We start from the raw sequence: 18255 nt of genomic DNA, 5'->3' as shown, positions 1-18255 counted from the left end.
GGTCAGTCCTCCTGTACGAGGATCGGGCGGACGCGGTCGGCGCCCGGTTCCAGTTCCCACGACCAGGCGCGGGCGATGACCTCGGTCCCGGCCGGGTGCCGGGGCGAGGAGTCGATGACGATGCGGACGCTGTCGCCGATGCCCCAGTCCCGGCCGAGCCGCGGAGCCTGCGAGGCCACCGCCTCGACCGTCCACACCTGGGAGCCGGTCTTCATGAGCGCGAGCGCCTGGGTGGCGTGCCCGGTGAGCTGGTTGGGGTCGGTGACGCCGGATGCCGGGGTGAACCGGTACACGTAGCGGGGCCAGCCGGCCGCCTCCAGGTCGGTGGCGATCTGCGACTGGCTGGACAGGCGGGCGGCGCCCTCGCCCTCGCCGCGGGCGCAGGTGACGGTGGCGCCCTTGCCGGTCTCGTAGGACTCGCCGAGCGTGTACGAGCTGATGCAGCCGGGGAAGTCGAACACGGCCTCGGGCTGGGGAGCCTGGGTGCCGATGGCCGGCCGGACACGGACGGGGAGCACGAACCCGGTGTGCGCGGCGTCCGACCAGGCCACGTCGACGGTCCACTCGGGCCCCCCGTCGAGGCCCATCACCTCCTGGAGGGCGGACAGGCACGTCCGGTCGTCGCCGTCGAGGGCCGCGTAGTCCATGAGGACGCCGGTGCTGGGGGCGTCCATCACGAACGGGGGCCCCTGGGACAGCGGGGAGGTCATCAGCGAGGTGATGACGGCGGCCTGGTCCTGCTGGATCTGGGACTGGTCCCCGGTGTACCGGCGGTCGAGGTATGCCTCCGGTGTGGCGGCGCCGAGCTGCGCGGTCCACGCGGAGCCCGCGTCCCGGGTCAGCGTCGTCCCGGCCCAGACGGGCAGGTCGGTGAGCTTGTCGACGCCGACCAGGAGGCTGCGGCCCGGGTCGGTCGCGGCGATCCAGTCGCGGCCGGCGCCTGCCAGGCTCAGTTCGAACGTGGTCGAGGTCGCCGTGCCGAGCCGTTTGGACAGGGGCCCGGTGGGCTTGAGGGCGGGCAGGTCTTCGATGATCTGCCCGCTCTTCAGGTCACAGCCGTACCAGGCGAGTTCGACGGGCCGGGCGGTATCCGGCTGGCCGAGGGCGGCGAAGGTCTCGATGCTCACGACAGCGGATACCTGATGCCCTTGAGGGCGAACCAGGTGGTCTCGGTGACGCCGGCGGTGGCGCCGACGAGCGCGATCGTGCCGTCCTGGTTGAAGTCGATCTTGACCGAGTGGACGACTGAGGCGTCACCGGCCGCGATCGAGGTGGCATTCCTCGCGATGACGAACGACGCGCGAGCAGTAGGCCGGAACGCTGCCCCCAGCGCAGCGTTCAGGATGTTCGCCACCTGGGAGCCCGCGGTGCGCTGTGCGGCGCCGTCCCACTCCATGTAGTCGGTGCCCCGGTCGTTGTATTTCCGGTACCGGACCGGCCCGTTCAGGTTGCCGTTGGTGGTCAGGTCACCGGTCGTATAGTTCGCCGCCAGGGTGGGCGTGGTCCAGCCGACCGTCTCCACTTTCGCCATCGTCTCCCAGGCGGAGCCGTTCCAGCGGCGGAGGTTGGTCTGGTCGTCGTAGAACTGGCCGACGTAGGGCGAGGGCGGGGCGCTCGACTGAAGCGGCAGGATGCCGCCGGCGGCAACGGTGTACGGCCGGACGGCGTTGGACACGGTGGGCGATCCGCCGCCGGACGCGGGCACGCTGATCGTGGCGAGCGGCATGTAGATGACCGTGCCGACAGGGACCGGGGCGGCCGGGGTCGAGGACGGAGTGCCCGCGAGGTAGACGACATCCGCCTGGTTCAGGCCGGATCCGTCCACGCTGTTGCACCAGACCCGCAGATAGACGAGGTCGATGCGGGGCAGCGTGGCGTGGGCCGCGGTGAGGGTGAGCGTGCTGATGGACGTCATGGACGCCCGGAAGAGACCCTCCCCCGCGTAGTAGACCAGGGCGATGCCGGACCCGACGGAGATCGTGCTGCCGGAGAGCGTGACGTTCAGTCCGCCGGATCCCGGGACCACACCCGACCTGGCCCCCAACGCGTTTCCGTTGTGCATGGTCAGGATGGAGTCGCCGCGCCGCAGGTAGTACCCGCTGACGCCGACACCGTCGATCCATGTGGGGTTGACCGCTACCACTGCGGCCCTCCTTTCAGATCCATGCGGAGCGCCAGAGGGCCGTCAGCGTCGCGCTGGAGTTGTAGTACAGGGCGTCGAACCGGACCGAGATCTGCGAGTTGGCGGGGATGATCGGCCAGCCGGTCGGGGTGGCCATGAAGCGCCGGCGGGACACGTCGCCGTTGAGGATCACGCTGTGCGCGTCGGTGTTGATGACGAGCTGCTCGCCGACGCCGAGGGACTGCGAGTAGGTCAGGAAACGCGTCGAGCCGTCGGGCATCTGGGCGAGGATCTTGGGGCTGTCCACGGGCCCATTGATGACGAAGACGGGCCGGGTCTCGAACGAGCCGACGTTCTCCGCGTCGATGACGCCGGACACGCTGGTCGAGACGATGGTGACGGGCGGGGTGACCGGCGGCGTGAGACCGCCCGTCGTGACCGGCAGTTTGGCGGTGTCGCTCTGGAGATCGACCCCGTACCGGCGCGGGTCGGGGGCCGTGACCATCAGCGAGTACGAGGCGACCCGGTCGGTGATGTACTTCATGACGAGCTTGCCGGACCGCCTGACGAGCGCCTGTTTCGGCGTGGACTCCCACACCACCATCAGGGTGTCGGTGAGCGCGACGGCGGACCGCAGCCGTTCCATCGCGTCATCGAGCGTGGCCCGGTCCGGGGTCTCGATGACCCCGGAGGCCGTCATGGGACGCTCGCCGAGGTAGACCGGGCTGGCCCACGCTCCGTGGTCCGCCTCGCGCTGCTGCATCTCGCTGCGGACCTCGGGCGAGTCCCAGCCGTCCAGGTCCATCAGGCGCCAGGCGACGCCCGAGGTGTCCACGCTGCCGAGCGGGACCGGGCCGAGGTCGACCCTGAGCCCGCCCAGGTCCTGCCCCGCTACGTAGCTCACGCGCTGCCCCCCTTTCCTGTGTCAGCCGATCAGGGACATGTGCCGGGCGACGTCCATGGCCTGCTCCGCGCTCGACTGCTTCGCGCCGTTCAGGTGGACCTCGTAGTGGTTGGTCACCGACCCGCCCCCGGCGGACGGCGCCGCGTAGCTGCGCCCGTATCGGGCGGCCGGGGTGAGCTGGTAGCCCATCGCCGCGGCCGTCTTGGCGAGCAGGGCCCGCGAGCGGCTCGTCCCGTCGTGTGGGATCCACGACTCGGGTACGCCGGCCTCGCCGCCGAGGACGAGCGCGGGCCGGCTCAGGATGCCGCCCCGCGCCATCGCGACCGGCCCGCCCTGCCCGGACCACTGCGCCAGGAACGCGGACTTGTACGCGGCGGGCAGGGCGTTGATCTGCGCCATCATCCGGGGCACGAGGGCCTTGATGGTGGCGGTGTCCAGCCCGGCGGCGATCAGGTCCGCGTACCCGCGCCCGGGTGCCGAGCGCAGCGTCGACAGCAGGACCAGGCTGTTCGCCAGGTCCTCGCCGGTGAGCGCCTTCTGAGCGCCCTTCACGGCCTTGTCCGCGCTGGCCGCGTCCTTGGTCGAGCCGGCCGCCTGGTGCGCGAGCGTCATGGCGCTGGAGTCGCCCTGCGCGGCGAGCGCCTGGGCCAGGTCACCGAACCCCTGCGCGGCCAGCTTCTGGAGGTCGGCCGCGAACTGCTGGGACTCCTTGGTCGAGCCGCTGAGCTGCTTGGTGAAGTCCGCCAGCGTCGCCTTCGCGAGGTCGCCGGTCTTCTCCAATTTCGCGACGATGGACTTGAACTGCTTGTCGCTGGCGCCGGCGAGCGCGTTGACGAGGGCGTAGCCCTCCTCGCCCATGCCCTCCAGCATCGCTTGCAGCTCTTTGCCGCCGCGCTGGCCCACCTTGGCCAGGCTCTTGCGCCACTTCTCGGTGGCGGCCACGCTCTCGTTGAGCTGGGTCTCGTAGGCCTTCAGGCTGAAGGTCTTCGGGGCCTTCGCTCCCTTCTTCAGGCCCAGCTCCTTGTCGGCCGCGTAGACGTCCGCCCGCTCCTTCTTCACGGTCGAGTCCGCGGACTTCTTCGCCTTCTTCGCCTTGTCGACGCGCTCCTCGGCGGCCCGGAGCTGAGCGGCCGTGTGGTGGCCGTGCCGCACCTTGGAGAGGTTCTTCTCGGCGGCCTTCAGGTTGTCGGCGGCCTTCTTCTGGTCCTTGAGCGCCCGGTTGAGGTCGTCCCAGGCCTTCTTCAGGTCCTCGATCTCGCCGTCGTACCGCCGCTTCGCGTCCGACGGCCCGCCGAGGACCGCGGCCCCGGTCGGCGTGTACGTGAAGCCGTCGATGCCGCCGTTGGCGAACCACTGGACGTTGCCGCCGAGCCGCTTGACGGTCTCCGCGGCGATCTGCCGGGAGCGGGGCCGCTTGCCGGGCGCGAGCGGAATGTAGGCCTCGTCCCCGGCCTCGTCCTCCGCCCAGACGCGCCAGGATCCCTTCTTGGCGATCTGCGCTACGTGGTTCTCCCGCAGGCCGCCGTCGGCGTAGAAGGAGAGCAGGCCTCCGCGGGCGTTCTTGGTGATGCCCGGGATGCTCGGCCCTCGCTGGACCTTCTTGTAGTACTCGGTCGTGTAGACGCCGATGCCGACGGTCTTGCCCGACACGTTGTTGATGGCACCCTGGATGATGGACAGCGAGTCCTTGGGGGCCTTGGTCGGGATGGTGATGGTGACCTGCTTGCCCTTGGTGTTCTTGATCTTGAACCCGAGGTCTTCGAGCCGGTCGCGTGCTTCCTTGGTGAGGGCCCCCATGGTGATGGTCCGGCCCTTGGTGCCGGCCACCTTCTTCTTGACGGCCTCCAGGTCCGCCAGGGCGCCCGCCGTCTTCGCGTCGATCTTCGTGGGCACGCTCGCCGGGAGGTTCAGGTAGGCGGCGGCGAGCTTGTCCACGGCGTCCTTGCTGAACCCCTTGGCCCGCAGGTCCTCCTTGAGCAGGGCGATGTCCTTCTCCAGGACCTTCTGTCCTGCCTCCTGGCTGCCCTTCTCGTCGGCGACGGCCTTGGCGTGCTCCATCGCTGCTTTCGCCGCGTCCAGGAACGCTGACTTGACCTTGCGGCCCCCCTCCGTCGTGACGTCGAGGGAGTGGCCGTTCTCCTTCACAGCCCCGTTCAGGTCGGCCAGGCTCTGGCGGAAGCTGATCTCACCCTCGGCGGCCGTGATCGCGGCCCCGTTGAGGGTGGCCAGCGCATCCGACAGCTTCTCCGCTGCGGAGCGCTGGTCCTGCAACTCGTCGGCCGTGATGCCGGCCTGCTCGCCGAGCTTGGTCTGTGCCTCGGCGCTCAGCTTGCTCTGCGTGTCCGTGGACGCGAGAGCGTCGGTGTATCCCGGCAGCAGAGTCAGCAGCTTCTCTGTGGACGTGCCCTGGGCCTCGGCCTCGTTCGAGAGCTTCGCGAACGCCTCGGCGGCCGTGTCCGCGGCACCGCCGGACACGAGACCGGAGAGCGCTTCATCGACGCTCTTGATCCTGTCCCGCGCGTCCTGGAGAGCGATGTCCGTCTCCCCGATGCCCTCGGTCAGGCCGAAGGTCAGCGAGTTGACGATGTCGGTGGTGCGGTTCTGGCCGGACGGGTGGGCCACACGCTGCACGGCTTTGCCGAAGCCGTCCAGGTTCTTCCCGAAGACGCGGGCGGCCTCGCCGCCGGCCTGGCCGCTCTTGGCCAGCTCGACGAGGGAGTTCGCCATCTTCGAGACGGACGGCGGGGCGTCCGCGAACTCGGCCTTGATCTTCTGCGCTGCGAAAGAGATCAGCTCCAGGCCCGCCACCACGGCGCCGACCTGGCCGAGCCGCAGCAGGGTCGTGCGGGTGCGGGCGGCGGTCACGCCCATAGACGCGAGGGCCGCCCTGGTCGCCGCGATCCGCGGCAGCATGAGCAGCAGTCCGGCGCCCGCGAGCGCGACCGCGCCGCCGATGCCCGTGAACAGCGTGATGGCCTGCTGGAGTTCAGGCGGGAGCCCGTTGTACGCGTTCACCACGCGGGTGATCCACTGCGCCATGTCCCGCAGCGCACCGTTGGCCGCCGAGCCGCCCTCGATGAGCGCAACCTCGATCGCGCCGCGGAGCCGCTCCAGGTCTCCGATCAGGTTGTCCGTCTGGACCGCGGCCATCCGCCCGGCGGCCCCCTGGTCGTTCACCGACTTCACGTACTTGTCGATGCCGTCCGAGCCCAGCTCGTACAGGATCGTCGCCGAACGGACAGCGTCCGCCCCGAAGATCGTCGCCATGGCCGAGTTGCGGGCCTCGGGCGTGAGCTTGGAGAACGAGGTCTTCATCCGGCCGGCCAGCTCGGACAGGCCCACGAACTTGCCCGTGCTGTCGTAGGCGGAGAATCCGATCTTGTCCATCGCCGCCTGCGCCTCGTCCGACTGCGGGACGAGCCGCTGCAACATCACCTTCAGCGAGGTACCGGCGTCCGATCCGATCAGAGCATGGTCGGCGAACGCGCTCAGCGTGCCGACGGTGTCCTCAAGCGAGAGGCCGGTCTGGTGGGCGAGCAGGCCGCCCATGCGCAGCGACATGCCCAGGCCGTGCACGTCGCTCGCGCTCTTGTTCGCGCTGGCTGAGAGGACATCGGCGATGTGGACGACGTCCTTACCTGCCAGCCCGAAGGTGTTCATGGTCTGGGCGGCCACGACTGCCGACTCGGACAGGTCCAGCTGCCCGGACGCCGCCAGGGCCAGCGAGCCCTTCAGCGCGCCGCCGGTGATGTTCGCGACGGAGACACCGGCGCGCGCCAGCTCCGCCTCGGCATCCGCGGCCTCCGTCGCCGTGTACGCAGTGGTCTTGCCCGCGTCGAGCGCGGCGGCCCGCAACTGCGCCATCTGCTTGGTGTTCGCGCCGGTCACCGCGCGCACGTTGCTAAGCGCCTTGTCGAACTTCGCGGCGGACGCGGCGGCGATCGCGAAACCCGTGACCATGGCAGTGCCCACCGCAGCGCCGGCGCCCGCGAGACGAGAGGTATCGCGGGCGGCCGTGCGCATGCCGCGCGTGTAGCTGCTGATGTCGGCGCGCAGCCGGACGGTGACGGTACGCGTGGCCACGGCTCACCTCCGTTCGATCTGGACGTGGAGGCCGTCGGTCGAGCCGTTGTTGTCCTGGTGGGACTTGACGGTCTTGGCCGAGGTGGCGCAGGCGTGACACAGCATCAGCCGGGCCTTGTAGGCGTATTCGTTGTCCGGGCTGGTGGCTTCGCTCCAGGGCTGGCGGCAGTCCGGGCAGCAGTCCGCCTCGACCTCGGCGAGGGCCTGGGCCCACGCCCGGTCCTCCGGAAGCCACAGCGGCTCGCCCTCGGCGACCACGCGACCCAGGAAGACCGAGCGGGGCACCCCCCAGGCCCGAGCGGTCTCTAGCTCTCGCCGCCAAGGCCCGCCAACAGTGCGGAGGCGGCGAGCGAGAAAGGGATGACCTCGGCCGAGTTGTGGACGTCCCAGGCCGCGTCGAACAGCCGCTTGATTTCACCCTGGTTGAGGGTCTCGAACAGCTCCCCGGCCTGCTCCTGGGTCATCACCGGGTCGATGGACGACGCGGCGATCAGGGCCTTGGGGAAGTCGGCGTTGAACAGCTCGTTGCCGTTGTCGCCCGGGTGGGCGGCGAGGAGATCGCTGTACGCCTTGTCGCCGATGTACCGCAGCGTGAACGGCACTTCGGCCTCGCGGATCTGCTCGCGCACGGCCTTGAGCTGCTCGGCCAGCGTCCGGGCCGGGTGCACCTCGGTGAGGTCGGCGGGTTCCCAGTCCTCGGAGGTCTTGGAGATCTCCTCGGCGAGGGCCTCCGCCTGTCCGGCCAGGTCGCCCCGGATGCACACGCGGATCGTGCGCTCGCGCGGCTTGGCCTGCTTGAGAATGTCGGCGATGTTCTGGCCGCTCATCAGGCGGCCACCGTGGCGTCCGTGGCCGCCGCGTCGGTGACCTTGATCGGAGAGATGAACTTCATCACTTCGTTCGCGGCCGGGCTCACGTTCTGGCGCTCTCCGCAGATCACGGGGTAGGCCTCGACGGGCTGTCCGGCCGCCCACGCGGTCTCGTAGTCGATGCCGCGGCGCACGAGGAGGACACCGGTCACGCCGTACTTCAGCGTCGTGTACGGGGCGTCCTCCAGCGGCGTCGAGCCGCGCTTGAACGTCAGCTCGGTCTCATACCCGACCCGGCCGACGGTCTTGGTGTCGGTCTTCGAGGCGAGCGAGCCGGTGTCGACGTCCGCCGTGGACGGGTCGATCTTGAGCCCGTCGGGGGTGATGCGCTTGGTGTAGTCGGCGGCGGCGTTGCACTCGGCGACCGTGGGGGCGTTGAGGTTGGCGATCGACGGCGCCCACGCCACGCGGGTCTTGCCGTCAGAGATCAGGTCGGACACGGGCCCTCCCAGGGCATGAAAAAGGCCCTGGCCAAGGCGCAGGGCAAGCGGATGATTTGCGGGCGGGTCAGATGCGCAGCGCAGCCACGGTGACCGTGGAAGTGGCGGAGTAGCCGACGGCGACCAGGCCGTCGACCGGCGACGCGAGCAGGTCCGCCGGCAGCGGACCGATCATCCGGTCACCGGAGGCCGGGACCGTGACCGTGAGGTTCGCGACGGACTGGCCGCGCACGGACCCGGTGGCCGTCAGTGTCACGGTTACCGGGCTGGCGCTGCCGTTCTTGACGTGCAGGAAAATGCGCTCACCGGCGCCAACCTTGTCGCCGCCCGCCGACGCGTTGGCGTAGCTGGGGCCGAGGCCCGCCAGGGAGATGGTCTGGGGGGTGAGGTTTGCCATGGGGCACTCCGATCATTCGAGGGTGGACTGAAGCCGGTACTGCACCGGCACGAAGAACAGCGGCGGCGTCACATCGTCGTCGCGCTGGACGGGCGGCCCGCCGAGGTCCTCCGGCCGCCAGGACACCCGGCCCTCGACGGCCAGCTCGGCGGCGAGGGCCCGGCGCACTCTCCCAGCGACCCACAGGGCCCGCTCGACGTCGGAGCCCACGCACGTCACCTGCACGGTGGCGGTGAAGTCGCTGCGGTCGTCGGCGAGCGAGGACCGCACGGACACTCCGGGATCCGGGTAGAGGACGGCGAACTTGTCCGGCGGCGACCATCCGGACGTGGTCGGGGTGCCGCCCACGTAGACGGTCAGGCCCGCGCCGGTGAGCGCGGCCTGGACCGCGTCGAGGTGTGGCAGGACGTCGGGCACCGGGGCCGGCATCAGATGTCCCAGGCCAGAACGCGCTCCATGACGAGCGCCATCTGCGCCTCGAAGCGCGGCTCTTCGGCGTCCGCCGCCCGCCCGCCGTCCCGGTGCGGCGGGTTCTTCACCGAGCCGTACTCCAGCAGGTTGCCGAGCGCGCCCTGCGCGCCGCCCTTGTCCGGGCCGATGGTCGCCATGATGACGTCGCGCCCGTAGGCGGCCACGTCGAACCCGATCGTGCCCGGGTAGGCCGGGGCGTGCTTCGGCGCCGACACGCGGGCGTTCGCCCGCCAGTCCCGCTTGATGTTCACGGCGCCGCGGACCACCACCGCGCGGGCGTCCCGGCGGGCGCGCGGGATGCTGCGGGCCAGGTGGCGCTCCAGGCGCCGCACGTCGGACATGTCGAATCGGCTGTCCATCAGGATCGGTCCTCCGTACTGATCCGCCAGGCCGTGGCCTGGTCGCCGTACTGCGTACCGGTCACCCAGAGCACGAGGCCGACCATCCGCGCGTCGCGCGAGGCCAGCACTTTGATGCGCATGCCGGGCAGGACGCGCATCCCGTCGGGCAGCGGCGCGTCCCACGGCAGGGACACCTCGTACTCAAGGAGCCGGATCTCACGCTCCCCGGCCTGGGTGTCCTCGCCGGACGCCTGAGCGACCGACTTCACCCGCCCCTTGCCCTCGTACAGCGTGGTCTGGGCACCCGGCACGGTGTTGCCCGTGGTCCGGTCGAAGACGTCGGCGGCCTGCGCGTACAGGCGGACCGTGTCCCGCATGCGGGCGTTCGCCGCCGCGCGGCCGGCGGCCAGGGTGCTGTCGATGTTCACGACGTCACGCCCCAGCCGGACACCCCGAAGGCCTGCCGGATGGTGTCCTGCTCACCCTGCATCAGGGAGGCGCGGGCGTCCGTGAGGGTCTCGGAGTAGTCGTCGATCGCACGCTGCTTGACCAGCTCAGGGTTGGTCAGCACGCGTTTGACGGCGTCGCAGGCCACGGACACGGCGACCTGGTACGCGACGTCGTCAGTGTCGACGCCGTGCGAGTACGTCACCGCCCACGGCCCCACCCAGAGGCCGCCGTCGCAGCGGATGAGCTGCTCGCCGCCGTCCCACCTCCAGGCCGTGGAGGCGAGTCCGGCGACCGCGGTGACGTCCCGGACGGGACGCTGCGGCAGCTTGAGCACCGCCGTGCCCGTGCCGCGCAGCGTCATCGTGTCGTTGTCGACGCGGCTGATCTGCTGGTACCCGGCCGTCATCCGGATGAGGTTGGAGGCGTCGGCCAGCAGCCGGTCGGCCTGGGACTGCTCCACGGCCTCCAGGTCGCGGCCCAGGCGGGCGACGAGATCCGCCGACGTGGCGAACGGCCCCAGCGCCACCGTGATCAGCCCCCGTACTTCTTGATCAGCTCGGCCTTCGTCATCTTCTCGACCTCGGCGGCCTCGTCGCTGTCCTTGGCCTGCCCGGCGGCGTACTCCCGCCAGACGGCGGCCGGCTCGGACTGCGGCGGGCGGCCCGTGCCCTGCTGCGTCCTGTCGGCCTCGGGCTGCTCCGTCTCGGCGGGCGGGGCGGTGGGGACGTGCCCGCCGCCGGGCAGGCCCGGCGCGTACACGTCGGGCCCGTGCGGGTTGGCCTCGCCCGCGCCCACCGGCGGCCGGAAGTCGCCCGGCCTCGGGTCGACGGCGGCGTCCCGGGCGGGGGCGCCGATCTGCACGGTGGACACGTCGCGCGGGTCGGGCACCTTCGGCGTGTTCGGCTCGGGCGGCTCGCTGTCGATGCCGTATCCGGCCGAGCGGCAGTAGTCGATGACGGCGGGGTCGTCCGAGTGGCCCTCGCCGTCCTGGAACATGACCCCGGCCGGGCCGGGCCCGCTGTAGCCGGGGACGGGTGTGGTGATGCGTGCCATGTCAGGGATCTCCGATCAGCGCACGAGCAGGTTGCGGAAGACGGCCGCGCTCTTCGTGGCCTTGAGGACGACGGCGGCCGGGCCCAGTTCGACCTCGCCCGTCTTGACGGCGCCGGCCGTGGTGAAATCGGGGAGCCACGTCTGGACCAGCGGGGCATCGGCCATGGACACGCCGTGGAAGCCGTCGAGGCCGAAGCGCACCGCGTAGATGTCGCTGTAGTTGCCTGCGACGGTCGCCACCGTCTTGGACGTGGTCGGGATGACAGGGTTGTTCGAGCCGGCCTTGTTGCCCAGGTCGATGAACGGGATGCCCCGGTAGGTCTCGACCTGCGAGCCGAAGTCGGCCGAGGTCGACCGGTCGAAGTAGCCGGCGCGGCGGGCCAGGGAGCGGATGCGGGCGATCGAGTCGATGTTGCCGAGGATCGCGTCCGGGTTGCCGTCGAGCAGCGCGAGCCACGCGTCGAGGGCGTCGAGCGCGTCGTTGGCCTTGCCGAGGTCGGACCCGATCGTGACGCCCCGCCAGTCCGTCGACACGCCTACGCCGACCTCGGTGGCCGAGGAGGTGAGGCTCTTGGACAGGCCGTCGAAACCATTCACGTCGACCGCCGAGTCACCGTTGATCACGGCGTCGTTGAACTTCGCGTTCGTCGCCTTGATCTTCTGCTTCATCTGAAGCGAGGTTTCCGCCGCGCGGGCGACCCGGTTCAGGACGCGGTCGACCTGGAAGCTGCCCCCGAGCGGCTTGAGGTCGACGCTGTACCGCTGCTTGGTGACCTCGGCGGGCGTGTACTCGCTGTTGATCGCACGGAAAGCCGCGTCGGCCTGCGTGACCAGCCGGGTGTAGCCGTAGGTCAGGGTGGCTCCGGCCCCGGCCTGGTTGACGACGTTCTCGAAGGTCAGGGTCTGGAGGATGTAGTTGTTCTTGGCGAACTCATCGATCACGTTCACGTCGATGTCGTCCGTCGCGTTCAGCTTCGCCTGAGCGAGCGTTACGGGCATGGAGGGCTCCTAGGGGTCAGCCGCCGGACTTCCCGGCGAACTTCGCCGCGATCGCCTCGTCCAGCGAGGCTGCGGCCTTCTTCGTCTTCTTGCGGGCTCCGCCGTCGGCGTCGCCCTGGAACCGCCGGCCCTTGTCGCCCGTCGCGGGCGCGGCCAGGTAGGGGTCGGACTCCAGCAGGTCATCGATCAGCTCGCTGATCGCGTCCTTGTCGGGCCGGCCCTTGTCGTCCTTGGGGATGTCGGCGAGGTCCTCGCCGAGCAGCGCGGCTACCCGGGACGGATTGGCCAGGCGGCCGGCCGCCGACGCGATCGCCGCGGCCTCGACCCGCTCCGTCCACACCTCGGCGCGGGCATCCGCGCGGGCCTGCTCGCGGATCGCCTCGGCGTCGTCCTGGTCGCGGTCCTTGCCGTCCTTCGCGGACGCCTTGCGGCCCGACCCGTCGCCGTCGCCCCGCTCGCGCAGCTGGGCCTTCAGCCGGCGGTTCTCCCGCCGCACCTCGCGCAGGGCCTTGAGGCCCTTCTCGCCCAGCTTGGCCTCGTCGTCCTGGTCGCCGTCTTTATCGTCGGCGTCTCCGTCGTCCCCGTCGGAGTCGTCGTCATCAGCGTCGTCCCCGCCCGCGTCCCCGTCTCCGTCGCCACCACCCTCGGAGTCGCCACCGTCGGCGTAGCAGGTGAACGGGTCCGAGTAGGGGTGAGCCCAGCCGGGTGCGCCGGTCGCGGCGGCCAGCAGGCGAATACGGGTGTGCTTGAGCATCGCGCTCTCCAGGGTCAGCGGGCGGCGTCGCGCCGCACGCGGGGTCATTGCAGGTAGCCGAAGCGCCGCAGCATGCGGACCGCTTCGTCCCGGCTCTGTGCGAGCCGGTAGATCTCGTCCGGCATCAGCCGGGGGGTGCGCAACTCGAAGCGCGGCAGACCGCGGCGTGCCTCGATCCGGTCGCGCGCGAAGCGGGTCCCGGTGCGCGCCTCGGTCCGGGCCCGCTCCAGGCGGTAGAACGCTCCGCGCCTCGTTGCGCCTTCGGTGGTGGCCAGCACGCGGCGGCCGTAGGCGGTCATCGTCTGCATGCCGCGACGGGCGTTGACGATCTGCGCCATGTCGGCGCCCTCGCGGATCGCTCGGGCGCCGGCCTCACCGAACACCCTGTTCTGTTCCGCGCGGGACAGGCTGCCGAAGTAGGCCCGCGGGTCGAGGAATCCGGCGGCCCCGCCCCCGGGTCGAGTGGTCGGAGTGAAGCTGTCCGACCCGAGCCGTCCCCGGTGCTGGTTGCGGGCGATCAGGGTCGTCGGCAGGTGGATGCAGTCGCAGCGCGGGTGCCGCTGGAAGCCGCGGTTCCAGCCGTACTCCTTGCCCGCCAAGATGATGCATCGCCCGCAGGCTGGTGGCTGCACGACGCGGACGTAGCCCTGAATCGTGCGCCGTCCCGCCATCGCGGCCCCCGTCGCGCCCCGCCCCGCATCGGCGACCTGCGTACCGGTGATCCGCAGCGCGGACGCGAGCGAACCGCGGAAGGCGTCATCCGGGCTCTGCCCGGCCGCCAGGCGCACCTTCCAGTCGATGACCGGCTGGTAGAGCAGGGAGATCAGCGGGCGCCCGTCCGAGGCGATGCCCGCCAGCGCGCCGGGCACCAGGCGGGCGCCGGCGGCGTCGGCACCCTCGGCGGCCAGCACGTCGTCCAGGTACGGATCGGCGAGCGCGGCGGCCTTGGTCTGGGCCTCGGTGACGGCGGTCACCAGTTGCGGCGCGAGGTCCTCCCACGAGCCGGAGATGTCGCCGCGGTCGATCTGCCGCCACAGCGTCCGGACCCGAGCAGCTGCACGGCGTGCGATGGCCTGCTGGCGGCCGTAGGTGACGAGCGCGATCTCTTTGACGTCGGAGGCGATCACGCGAGGGCCCCCTCAGCCTCCCTGGCGTCGGCGTCCTCGGCGTCCAGCTCGTCTCCGAAGTCGTCCTGGCCGTCGGGCGTCTTGAACGCCAGAGAGCGGGCGGCCCGGTCGGCGTCCTGCTCCAGCATCCGCTCCATGCGGTCGATCTGTGTGGGCGTGTATCCGGCGTCCTCCATGAGCTGGCGCCACGGCACGCCGAGCGCCTTCTTCTTCAGCACCGCGTCGATGTGCTGGGCTTCGGTGCGGTACTCGACGTCCCGCCAGATCGTCTCGGCCAGCGGGTTCTTGCCGCGCCGCTCGTCACCCTTGACCAGGAACGCGAGCCGCATGACCTCTTCCCAGTCCTCGCCCAGGAACAGCGTCTTGTCCCAACATTTCGAGGCCAGGGCCGCATCCGCCACGGTCAGACCGTCCGCTGAGACGTTCTGGACCTTGCCCATGAAATAGGTGGGCGGCGTCCTCGACAGGGCGCTGATGTGCTCGGTCAGCAGGGTGATCCCGGCGACGAAGTTGCGCAGGTCGGCGGCCTCGAAGTTCCCGAACCGGGCCTGAGGGTTGGAGGCCCGCAGCATCTTGTTGACCGCGAGGCGCCACAGCTCCGGGTCGTCCATCTCCTCGCCCGTGAGCGGGTTTTTCGGCAGGTCGATACCGGTTCCCCACCGGGCCGGGAACGCGCCGGCCTCCGAGGCGGTGAGCATGTCCGCGATCAACTTGTTCAGGGCGCCCTGAATCGGGATGACCTGCCGGTGCTCCGGGGTCGGATCGTCCGTCAGCCGCGCCTTGTTCACCAGCTCGACCATCGGCACCCGGCCGAGCGGGTTGTCGATACGCACCTGGTCCGGATCATCGCCGCGCGGCTGCCAGCTGGACAGGTCCAGCGAACTGGGCAGGAGCAAGCCGGACGGAGAACGCGAGCGGCGCCACTTCCACAGCTCATCCGGCAGGTAAAGGGTGGCGTACTCGTAGCCGTCGTCCCCGGCGAAGCGCTTCAGCGCCGCTTTGCGCTTGCGTCGCGAGCCAGGCTCGTAGGCCACGATGCACTGCGTCGCGTCCTCCACGGTGATCTCGGGCTCGACCTCGACGGCGTCCGGATCCTCGGCCCACACCAGGACGAAGGCGCGCGCTTTCACGGAGGCTTCCGTGTGCGCGACGCGCGACCACGCGTCCATGCTGGAGGCCTGCCAGATTCGCTGAGCGTCCTTGTCGGCCGCCGGCGGATCGTCCTCGTCACCCGTGCCGAACCGGAAACCGACTGGGGTCAGCCGCTCGGCCGGGGCGTCGCACACCACCTCGCACCAGTTGTCCGCGAACCGCTCGAAGAGGCCGCCGAAGGCCTGCCGGAACCGCTCGGAGGCAAAGCCGAGGTTGTGCTCACCCTTGTAGAAGTTGTTCCACAAGGTGATGTCCGCCTGGCGCCGGTCCAGTTCCTGCTCCAGCACGGTCGTCATCCGGACGGCTTCCTGCGCGGTCACCCCCACGGGCCCACCTCCTATCCGTAGCCGCTGAACGAACTGGACCCCGCACTCGCGGCCAGCTTCAGAGCGTCCGCGCGGGCCTCGACAGCGAGAGCCGCGGTCACTGCGGTATCGATCTTCCGGTCATGGGACGGCTTCGTGATCGCGATGCCCGAAGGCCTGCGCTCGGGCTTGGCATTGCCGACGTGCTCGGCCATCGTCGGATTGCCGTCGTGCGTCAGCTCCCCGGCCAGGACGCTCGTCTTGAGCCGGTCCAGGGCCGGGCACATGCGGGTGGCCACCCGGGTCTCGAAGATGAGGAACGTCTCCTCGCCGAACTCACCGGCCCAGTCGTCGCACTCGTCCCGCCAGTCCGGCGGGTCCGCATACGCGCGCTCGACCCGGTACGTCTTGAAGACGTGCGACATGCCGGCCCGGACCTCGGCGCGTGGCACGCGCCAGTTGTCCGGGTCGCCGTCGTCCCACTTCGTCCAGATCATCGGACGGCCGTCCGGGAATCTGGGCGTGAACACGTAGCCGTCGCTGAGCCTGCACGCGGTGATCGCCGTGCAGTCGTCGTGGTCGGAGCCGTCGAAGCCGACCGCGATCCGCTCCCCCGGCGCCACTTCCTGCGCCAGCTCGCAGCGCTCCCACAGGTGTTTGGACAGCCACGTCTCGGAGAGGCTCACCGGCAGGTTCAGAAAGTACCGGCGAAATTTGGCACGGTCCTGGGTGGGCTTGTGCGCGAGCGTGACCATGCGGTCCAGGTCCATGTGGACCGCGAACGGCCCGTAGGCCTGCATCAGCCCGCGCTTCAGCTCGCCCGGGTCCTCGTAGGCCTCGTCCTCCAGCAGCCGCGCCGGCGCCTGAACGTGGTCGAAGTACGACCGCGGCGCCTTCCCCGACTTGTGGTTGCGGTGCGTGCGCTCGGCGATGGAATCCTCGCCGATCGCGTACATGGTCGACGTCTGGAGGAACCACGGCTCGGCCTCCTTGCGTTTCATCGTGTTGCGCTCGACCGTCTCGTACATGTCCCGCAGCTCGGGCAGCACGTACAGGTGCGTCTCGTCCGCGACGCTGAAGCTCTCCTTGCCGCCGTCCTTTGCCGCCGAGCTGGCCGTCGACGGGCGGATCTCGCCGCCGTCCGGCAGGAACACGCGCGTGCTGGTCTGCCAGTCGTTGCCGATGTCGACGCCCGGGTAGTCCTCGGCGAGCAGGTCCGAGTGGCTGAGCATGAACGTGACGTTGGCGTAGGTGTTACCGGCCTGCGTCTCCTCGGTCGCCAGGCACCGGATGAACGGATACGTCACCGGGCGGCCAACCGGCTCGCCCTTCTCGTACTCGTACCCCCAGTCCGAGACCTCCCCGGCCTCGGCCCAGTGATCGAAGCGGACCGGTGCCAGCGCCTCGCCGCAGACCAGCATCCCGGCGATCTCCGATTTCGCGCGGCCCTTCGCGCGGGACAGCATGACCTCGTCGAAGCGCCGCCGGCCCTTCGCGTCGATCGCGTAGCAGCAGACGATGAACCGGAGGATCTCCTCGTCCAGCTCGATGGGCTGGCCTTGCACGTCGCCAGGGCCGTGCAGCAGGTAGAACTCGATCCAGTCCACCAGCGCGTACCCGAGCGACCGTCGGACGCCCGGGGTGCGCACTACTCCTCACCGACCGCCCGAAGGCGGGACCGCACGTCGCCGCTCCTGCGAGCCGGGCGGGCCGCACGCTGCTCGGCCACCTGGTCCGGAGAGACCTCCCACCGCAGCCGCAGCATCGACAGCGGGTTCAGGCCGAGCCGGTCGGCCAGCATGCGGGCCTCCTTCGAGGCGTCCAGGTCGCCCATCTCCGCCTGGACCTTCCAGCGCACGTACTGCGCCACCTCGCGGACCCAGCCGAGCCGCTCCCACATCACAGCCTGGGGAAGGTGCCACAGGCCGCCCCAGATCTCCGTCTCGATGCCCTGCTGTGCCTCCAGCTTCTTCTCCAGGATGTTCGCCTCGGTCAGCGCGGCGTCGTACTTCTTCTGGGACGCGGCCCGCTGGCGTCCGGTCAGCTCCGGTTCGAGCAGCTTCAACTCCAGATCGTCACGCAGGCGCCGGGCGGCATCGCACCGCGCCGTCATCGTGACGTCATCGAGGAGCGGCCAGGCCGGAGGGTCGCCCTCGCGTCCGTTGGCCGGCAGCATCGTCATCGGGAGCGTCGCGTTGCGGCGGCGCGAATTCGCACTCGGCGGCGGTCCGTTACCGGCCATGCCTCATCACTCCTTCGTGCCATCGCGGCACGTCAGCGCCCCTGCCGTCGCGGCGGGGCGGAGCTACTCAGGGTCACTCTTGACGCGTGGTCGCTGGCCCTCCAGACCCGTACACACAGCGAGTCACCTCCCCGGCGGTCCTCGTCGTGATCTTGGAGGGGGTCTCCCCCCGGGGGTTCGGTGACGGGGAGTGATCAGCTCCCGAACTGGCCGGCATCCAGACCGTGGGCCTCCAGGGGGCTGACCAACCGCGTGACGTGCCGGGCGGTCAGGACTCGGTCCGTGCCGTGGGGGTCGACCTGGCGCCGGCCCTCCTCGTCCAGGACGAAGGCCACGTATTCGATCTTGGGGCTGTCCACGGCGAAGCAGACGGTGATCGGCTCGACGGCGACGCCCTTCGGGTCGATGCCGTTGGCCTCGGCCCATGCGCACAGCGCCGGCCTGAGCCGCTCCATGTCCTTCGGTGTGATCACGATGTGCTTCACCTGTTCCACCCTCCTGGCTGCTCTGCTGCGGTGTGGCTGCTGTGGCAGGGCTGGCACAGGC

The 18255-nt window shown here is 70.4% G+C and carries 20 protein-coding genes; all 20 read right to left on the bottom strand.

Features of this window, described 5'->3' with window-relative positions; genetic code table 11:
* Positions 1–2: 2 nt before the first annotated feature.
* Positions 3–1127, bottom strand: coding sequence for a hypothetical protein (locus tag AB0912_RS00345; RefSeq protein WP_366695159.1), 1125 nt, complete (start codon positions 1125–1127; stop codon positions 3–5).
* Positions 1124–2143 carry a hypothetical protein gene (locus tag AB0912_RS00340; RefSeq protein WP_366695157.1) on the bottom strand — a complete coding sequence of 340 codons (1020 nt, stop codon included), beginning with the start codon at positions 2141–2143 and terminating at the stop codon, positions 1124–1126. The genes AB0912_RS00345 and AB0912_RS00340 overlap by 4 nt, the downstream gene beginning before the upstream one ends.
* A gap of 13 nt (positions 2144–2156) precedes the next feature.
* The gene (locus AB0912_RS00335) at positions 2157–3026 is read right to left on the bottom strand and encodes a hypothetical protein (RefSeq protein WP_366695155.1); all 870 of its coding nucleotides are present in this window, start codon (positions 3024–3026) and stop codon (positions 2157–2159) included.
* 21 nt (positions 3027–3047) lie between these two features.
* Positions 3048–7109: a phage tail tape measure protein gene (locus tag AB0912_RS00330; protein ID WP_366695153.1), complete on the bottom strand. Its 4062-nt coding sequence runs from the start codon at positions 7107–7109 to the stop codon at positions 3048–3050.
* A gap of 3 nt (positions 7110–7112) precedes the next feature.
* On the bottom strand, positions 7113–7367 hold the full coding sequence (locus AB0912_RS00325) for a hypothetical protein (protein WP_366695152.1): 255 nt from the start codon (positions 7365–7367) through the stop codon (positions 7113–7115).
* 47 nt (positions 7368–7414) lie between these two features.
* Positions 7415–7936, bottom strand: coding sequence for a hypothetical protein (locus AB0912_RS00320; RefSeq protein ID WP_366695151.1), 522 nt, complete (start codon positions 7934–7936; stop codon positions 7415–7417).
* On the bottom strand, positions 7936–8418 hold the full coding sequence (locus tag AB0912_RS00315; protein WP_366695149.1) for a hypothetical protein: 483 nt from the start codon (positions 8416–8418) through the stop codon (positions 7936–7938). The genes AB0912_RS00320 and AB0912_RS00315 overlap by 1 nt, the downstream gene beginning before the upstream one ends.
* Positions 8419–8485: 67 nt before the next feature.
* A complete protein-coding gene (locus tag AB0912_RS00310; protein WP_366695147.1) occupies positions 8486–8815 on the bottom strand; it encodes a hypothetical protein in 330 nt (109 codons plus the stop codon).
* Between the two features lie 12 nt (positions 8816–8827).
* On the bottom strand, positions 8828–9244 hold the full coding sequence (locus AB0912_RS00305; protein WP_366695145.1) for a hypothetical protein: 417 nt from the start codon (positions 9242–9244) through the stop codon (positions 8828–8830).
* The gene (locus tag AB0912_RS00300; protein WP_366695143.1) at positions 9244–9645 is read right to left on the bottom strand and encodes a hypothetical protein; all 402 of its coding nucleotides are present in this window, start codon (positions 9643–9645) and stop codon (positions 9244–9246) included. The genes AB0912_RS00305 and AB0912_RS00300 overlap by 1 nt, the downstream gene beginning before the upstream one ends.
* The gene (locus AB0912_RS00295) at positions 9645–10055 is read right to left on the bottom strand and encodes a DUF6093 family protein (RefSeq protein WP_366695141.1); all 411 of its coding nucleotides are present in this window, start codon (positions 10053–10055) and stop codon (positions 9645–9647) included. The genes AB0912_RS00300 and AB0912_RS00295 overlap by 1 nt, the downstream gene beginning before the upstream one ends.
* Positions 10052–10603 carry a hypothetical protein gene (locus AB0912_RS00290; protein WP_366695139.1) on the bottom strand — a complete coding sequence of 184 codons (552 nt, stop codon included), beginning with the start codon at positions 10601–10603 and terminating at the stop codon, positions 10052–10054. Before AB0912_RS00290 ends, AB0912_RS00295 begins: the two co-directional genes overlap by 4 nt.
* 5 nt (positions 10604–10608) lie before the next feature.
* Positions 10609–11130 (bottom strand): hypothetical protein, encoded by a 522-nt coding sequence (locus AB0912_RS00285; RefSeq protein WP_366695138.1) that lies wholly within the window; start codon positions 11128–11130, stop codon positions 10609–10611.
* Between the two features lie 15 nt (positions 11131–11145).
* Positions 11146–12129 carry a major capsid protein gene (locus AB0912_RS00280; protein ID WP_366695136.1) on the bottom strand — a complete coding sequence of 328 codons (984 nt, stop codon included), beginning with the start codon at positions 12127–12129 and terminating at the stop codon, positions 11146–11148.
* Between the two features lie 16 nt (positions 12130–12145).
* Positions 12146–12931 (bottom strand): hypothetical protein, encoded by a 786-nt coding sequence (locus AB0912_RS00275; RefSeq protein WP_366695134.1) that lies wholly within the window; start codon positions 12929–12931, stop codon positions 12146–12148.
* Positions 12928–14010: a hypothetical protein gene (locus AB0912_RS00270; protein ID WP_366695132.1), complete on the bottom strand. Its 1083-nt coding sequence runs from the start codon at positions 14008–14010 to the stop codon at positions 12928–12930. Before AB0912_RS00270 ends, AB0912_RS00275 begins: the two co-directional genes overlap by 4 nt.
* Positions 14007–15482, bottom strand: a complete 1476-nt coding sequence (locus AB0912_RS00265) for a phage portal protein (protein WP_366695130.1) — start codon at positions 15480–15482, stop codon at positions 14007–14009. The genes AB0912_RS00270 and AB0912_RS00265 overlap by 4 nt, the downstream gene beginning before the upstream one ends.
* A gap of 17 nt (positions 15483–15499) precedes the next feature.
* Positions 15500–17116 (bottom strand): Terminase, encoded by a 1617-nt coding sequence (locus AB0912_RS00260; RefSeq protein ID WP_366695128.1) that lies wholly within the window; start codon positions 17114–17116, stop codon positions 15500–15502.
* On the bottom strand, positions 17116–17709 hold the full coding sequence (locus AB0912_RS00255; protein WP_366695126.1) for a hypothetical protein: 594 nt from the start codon (positions 17707–17709) through the stop codon (positions 17116–17118). The genes AB0912_RS00260 and AB0912_RS00255 overlap by 1 nt, the downstream gene beginning before the upstream one ends.
* A 194-nt stretch (positions 17710–17903) precedes the next feature.
* A complete protein-coding gene (locus AB0912_RS00250) occupies positions 17904–18194 on the bottom strand; it encodes a hypothetical protein (protein WP_366695124.1) in 291 nt (96 codons plus the stop codon).
* Between the last annotated feature and the right edge of the window lie 61 nt (positions 18195–18255).

Source organism: Streptomyces sp. NPDC007084, assembly GCF_040703595.1.
GTDB lineage: Bacteria > Actinomycetota > Actinomycetes > Streptomycetales > Streptomycetaceae > Streptomyces.
Note: the sequence above shows the minus strand (reverse complement) of the source record. Positions and strands in the feature narration are given on the sequence as shown.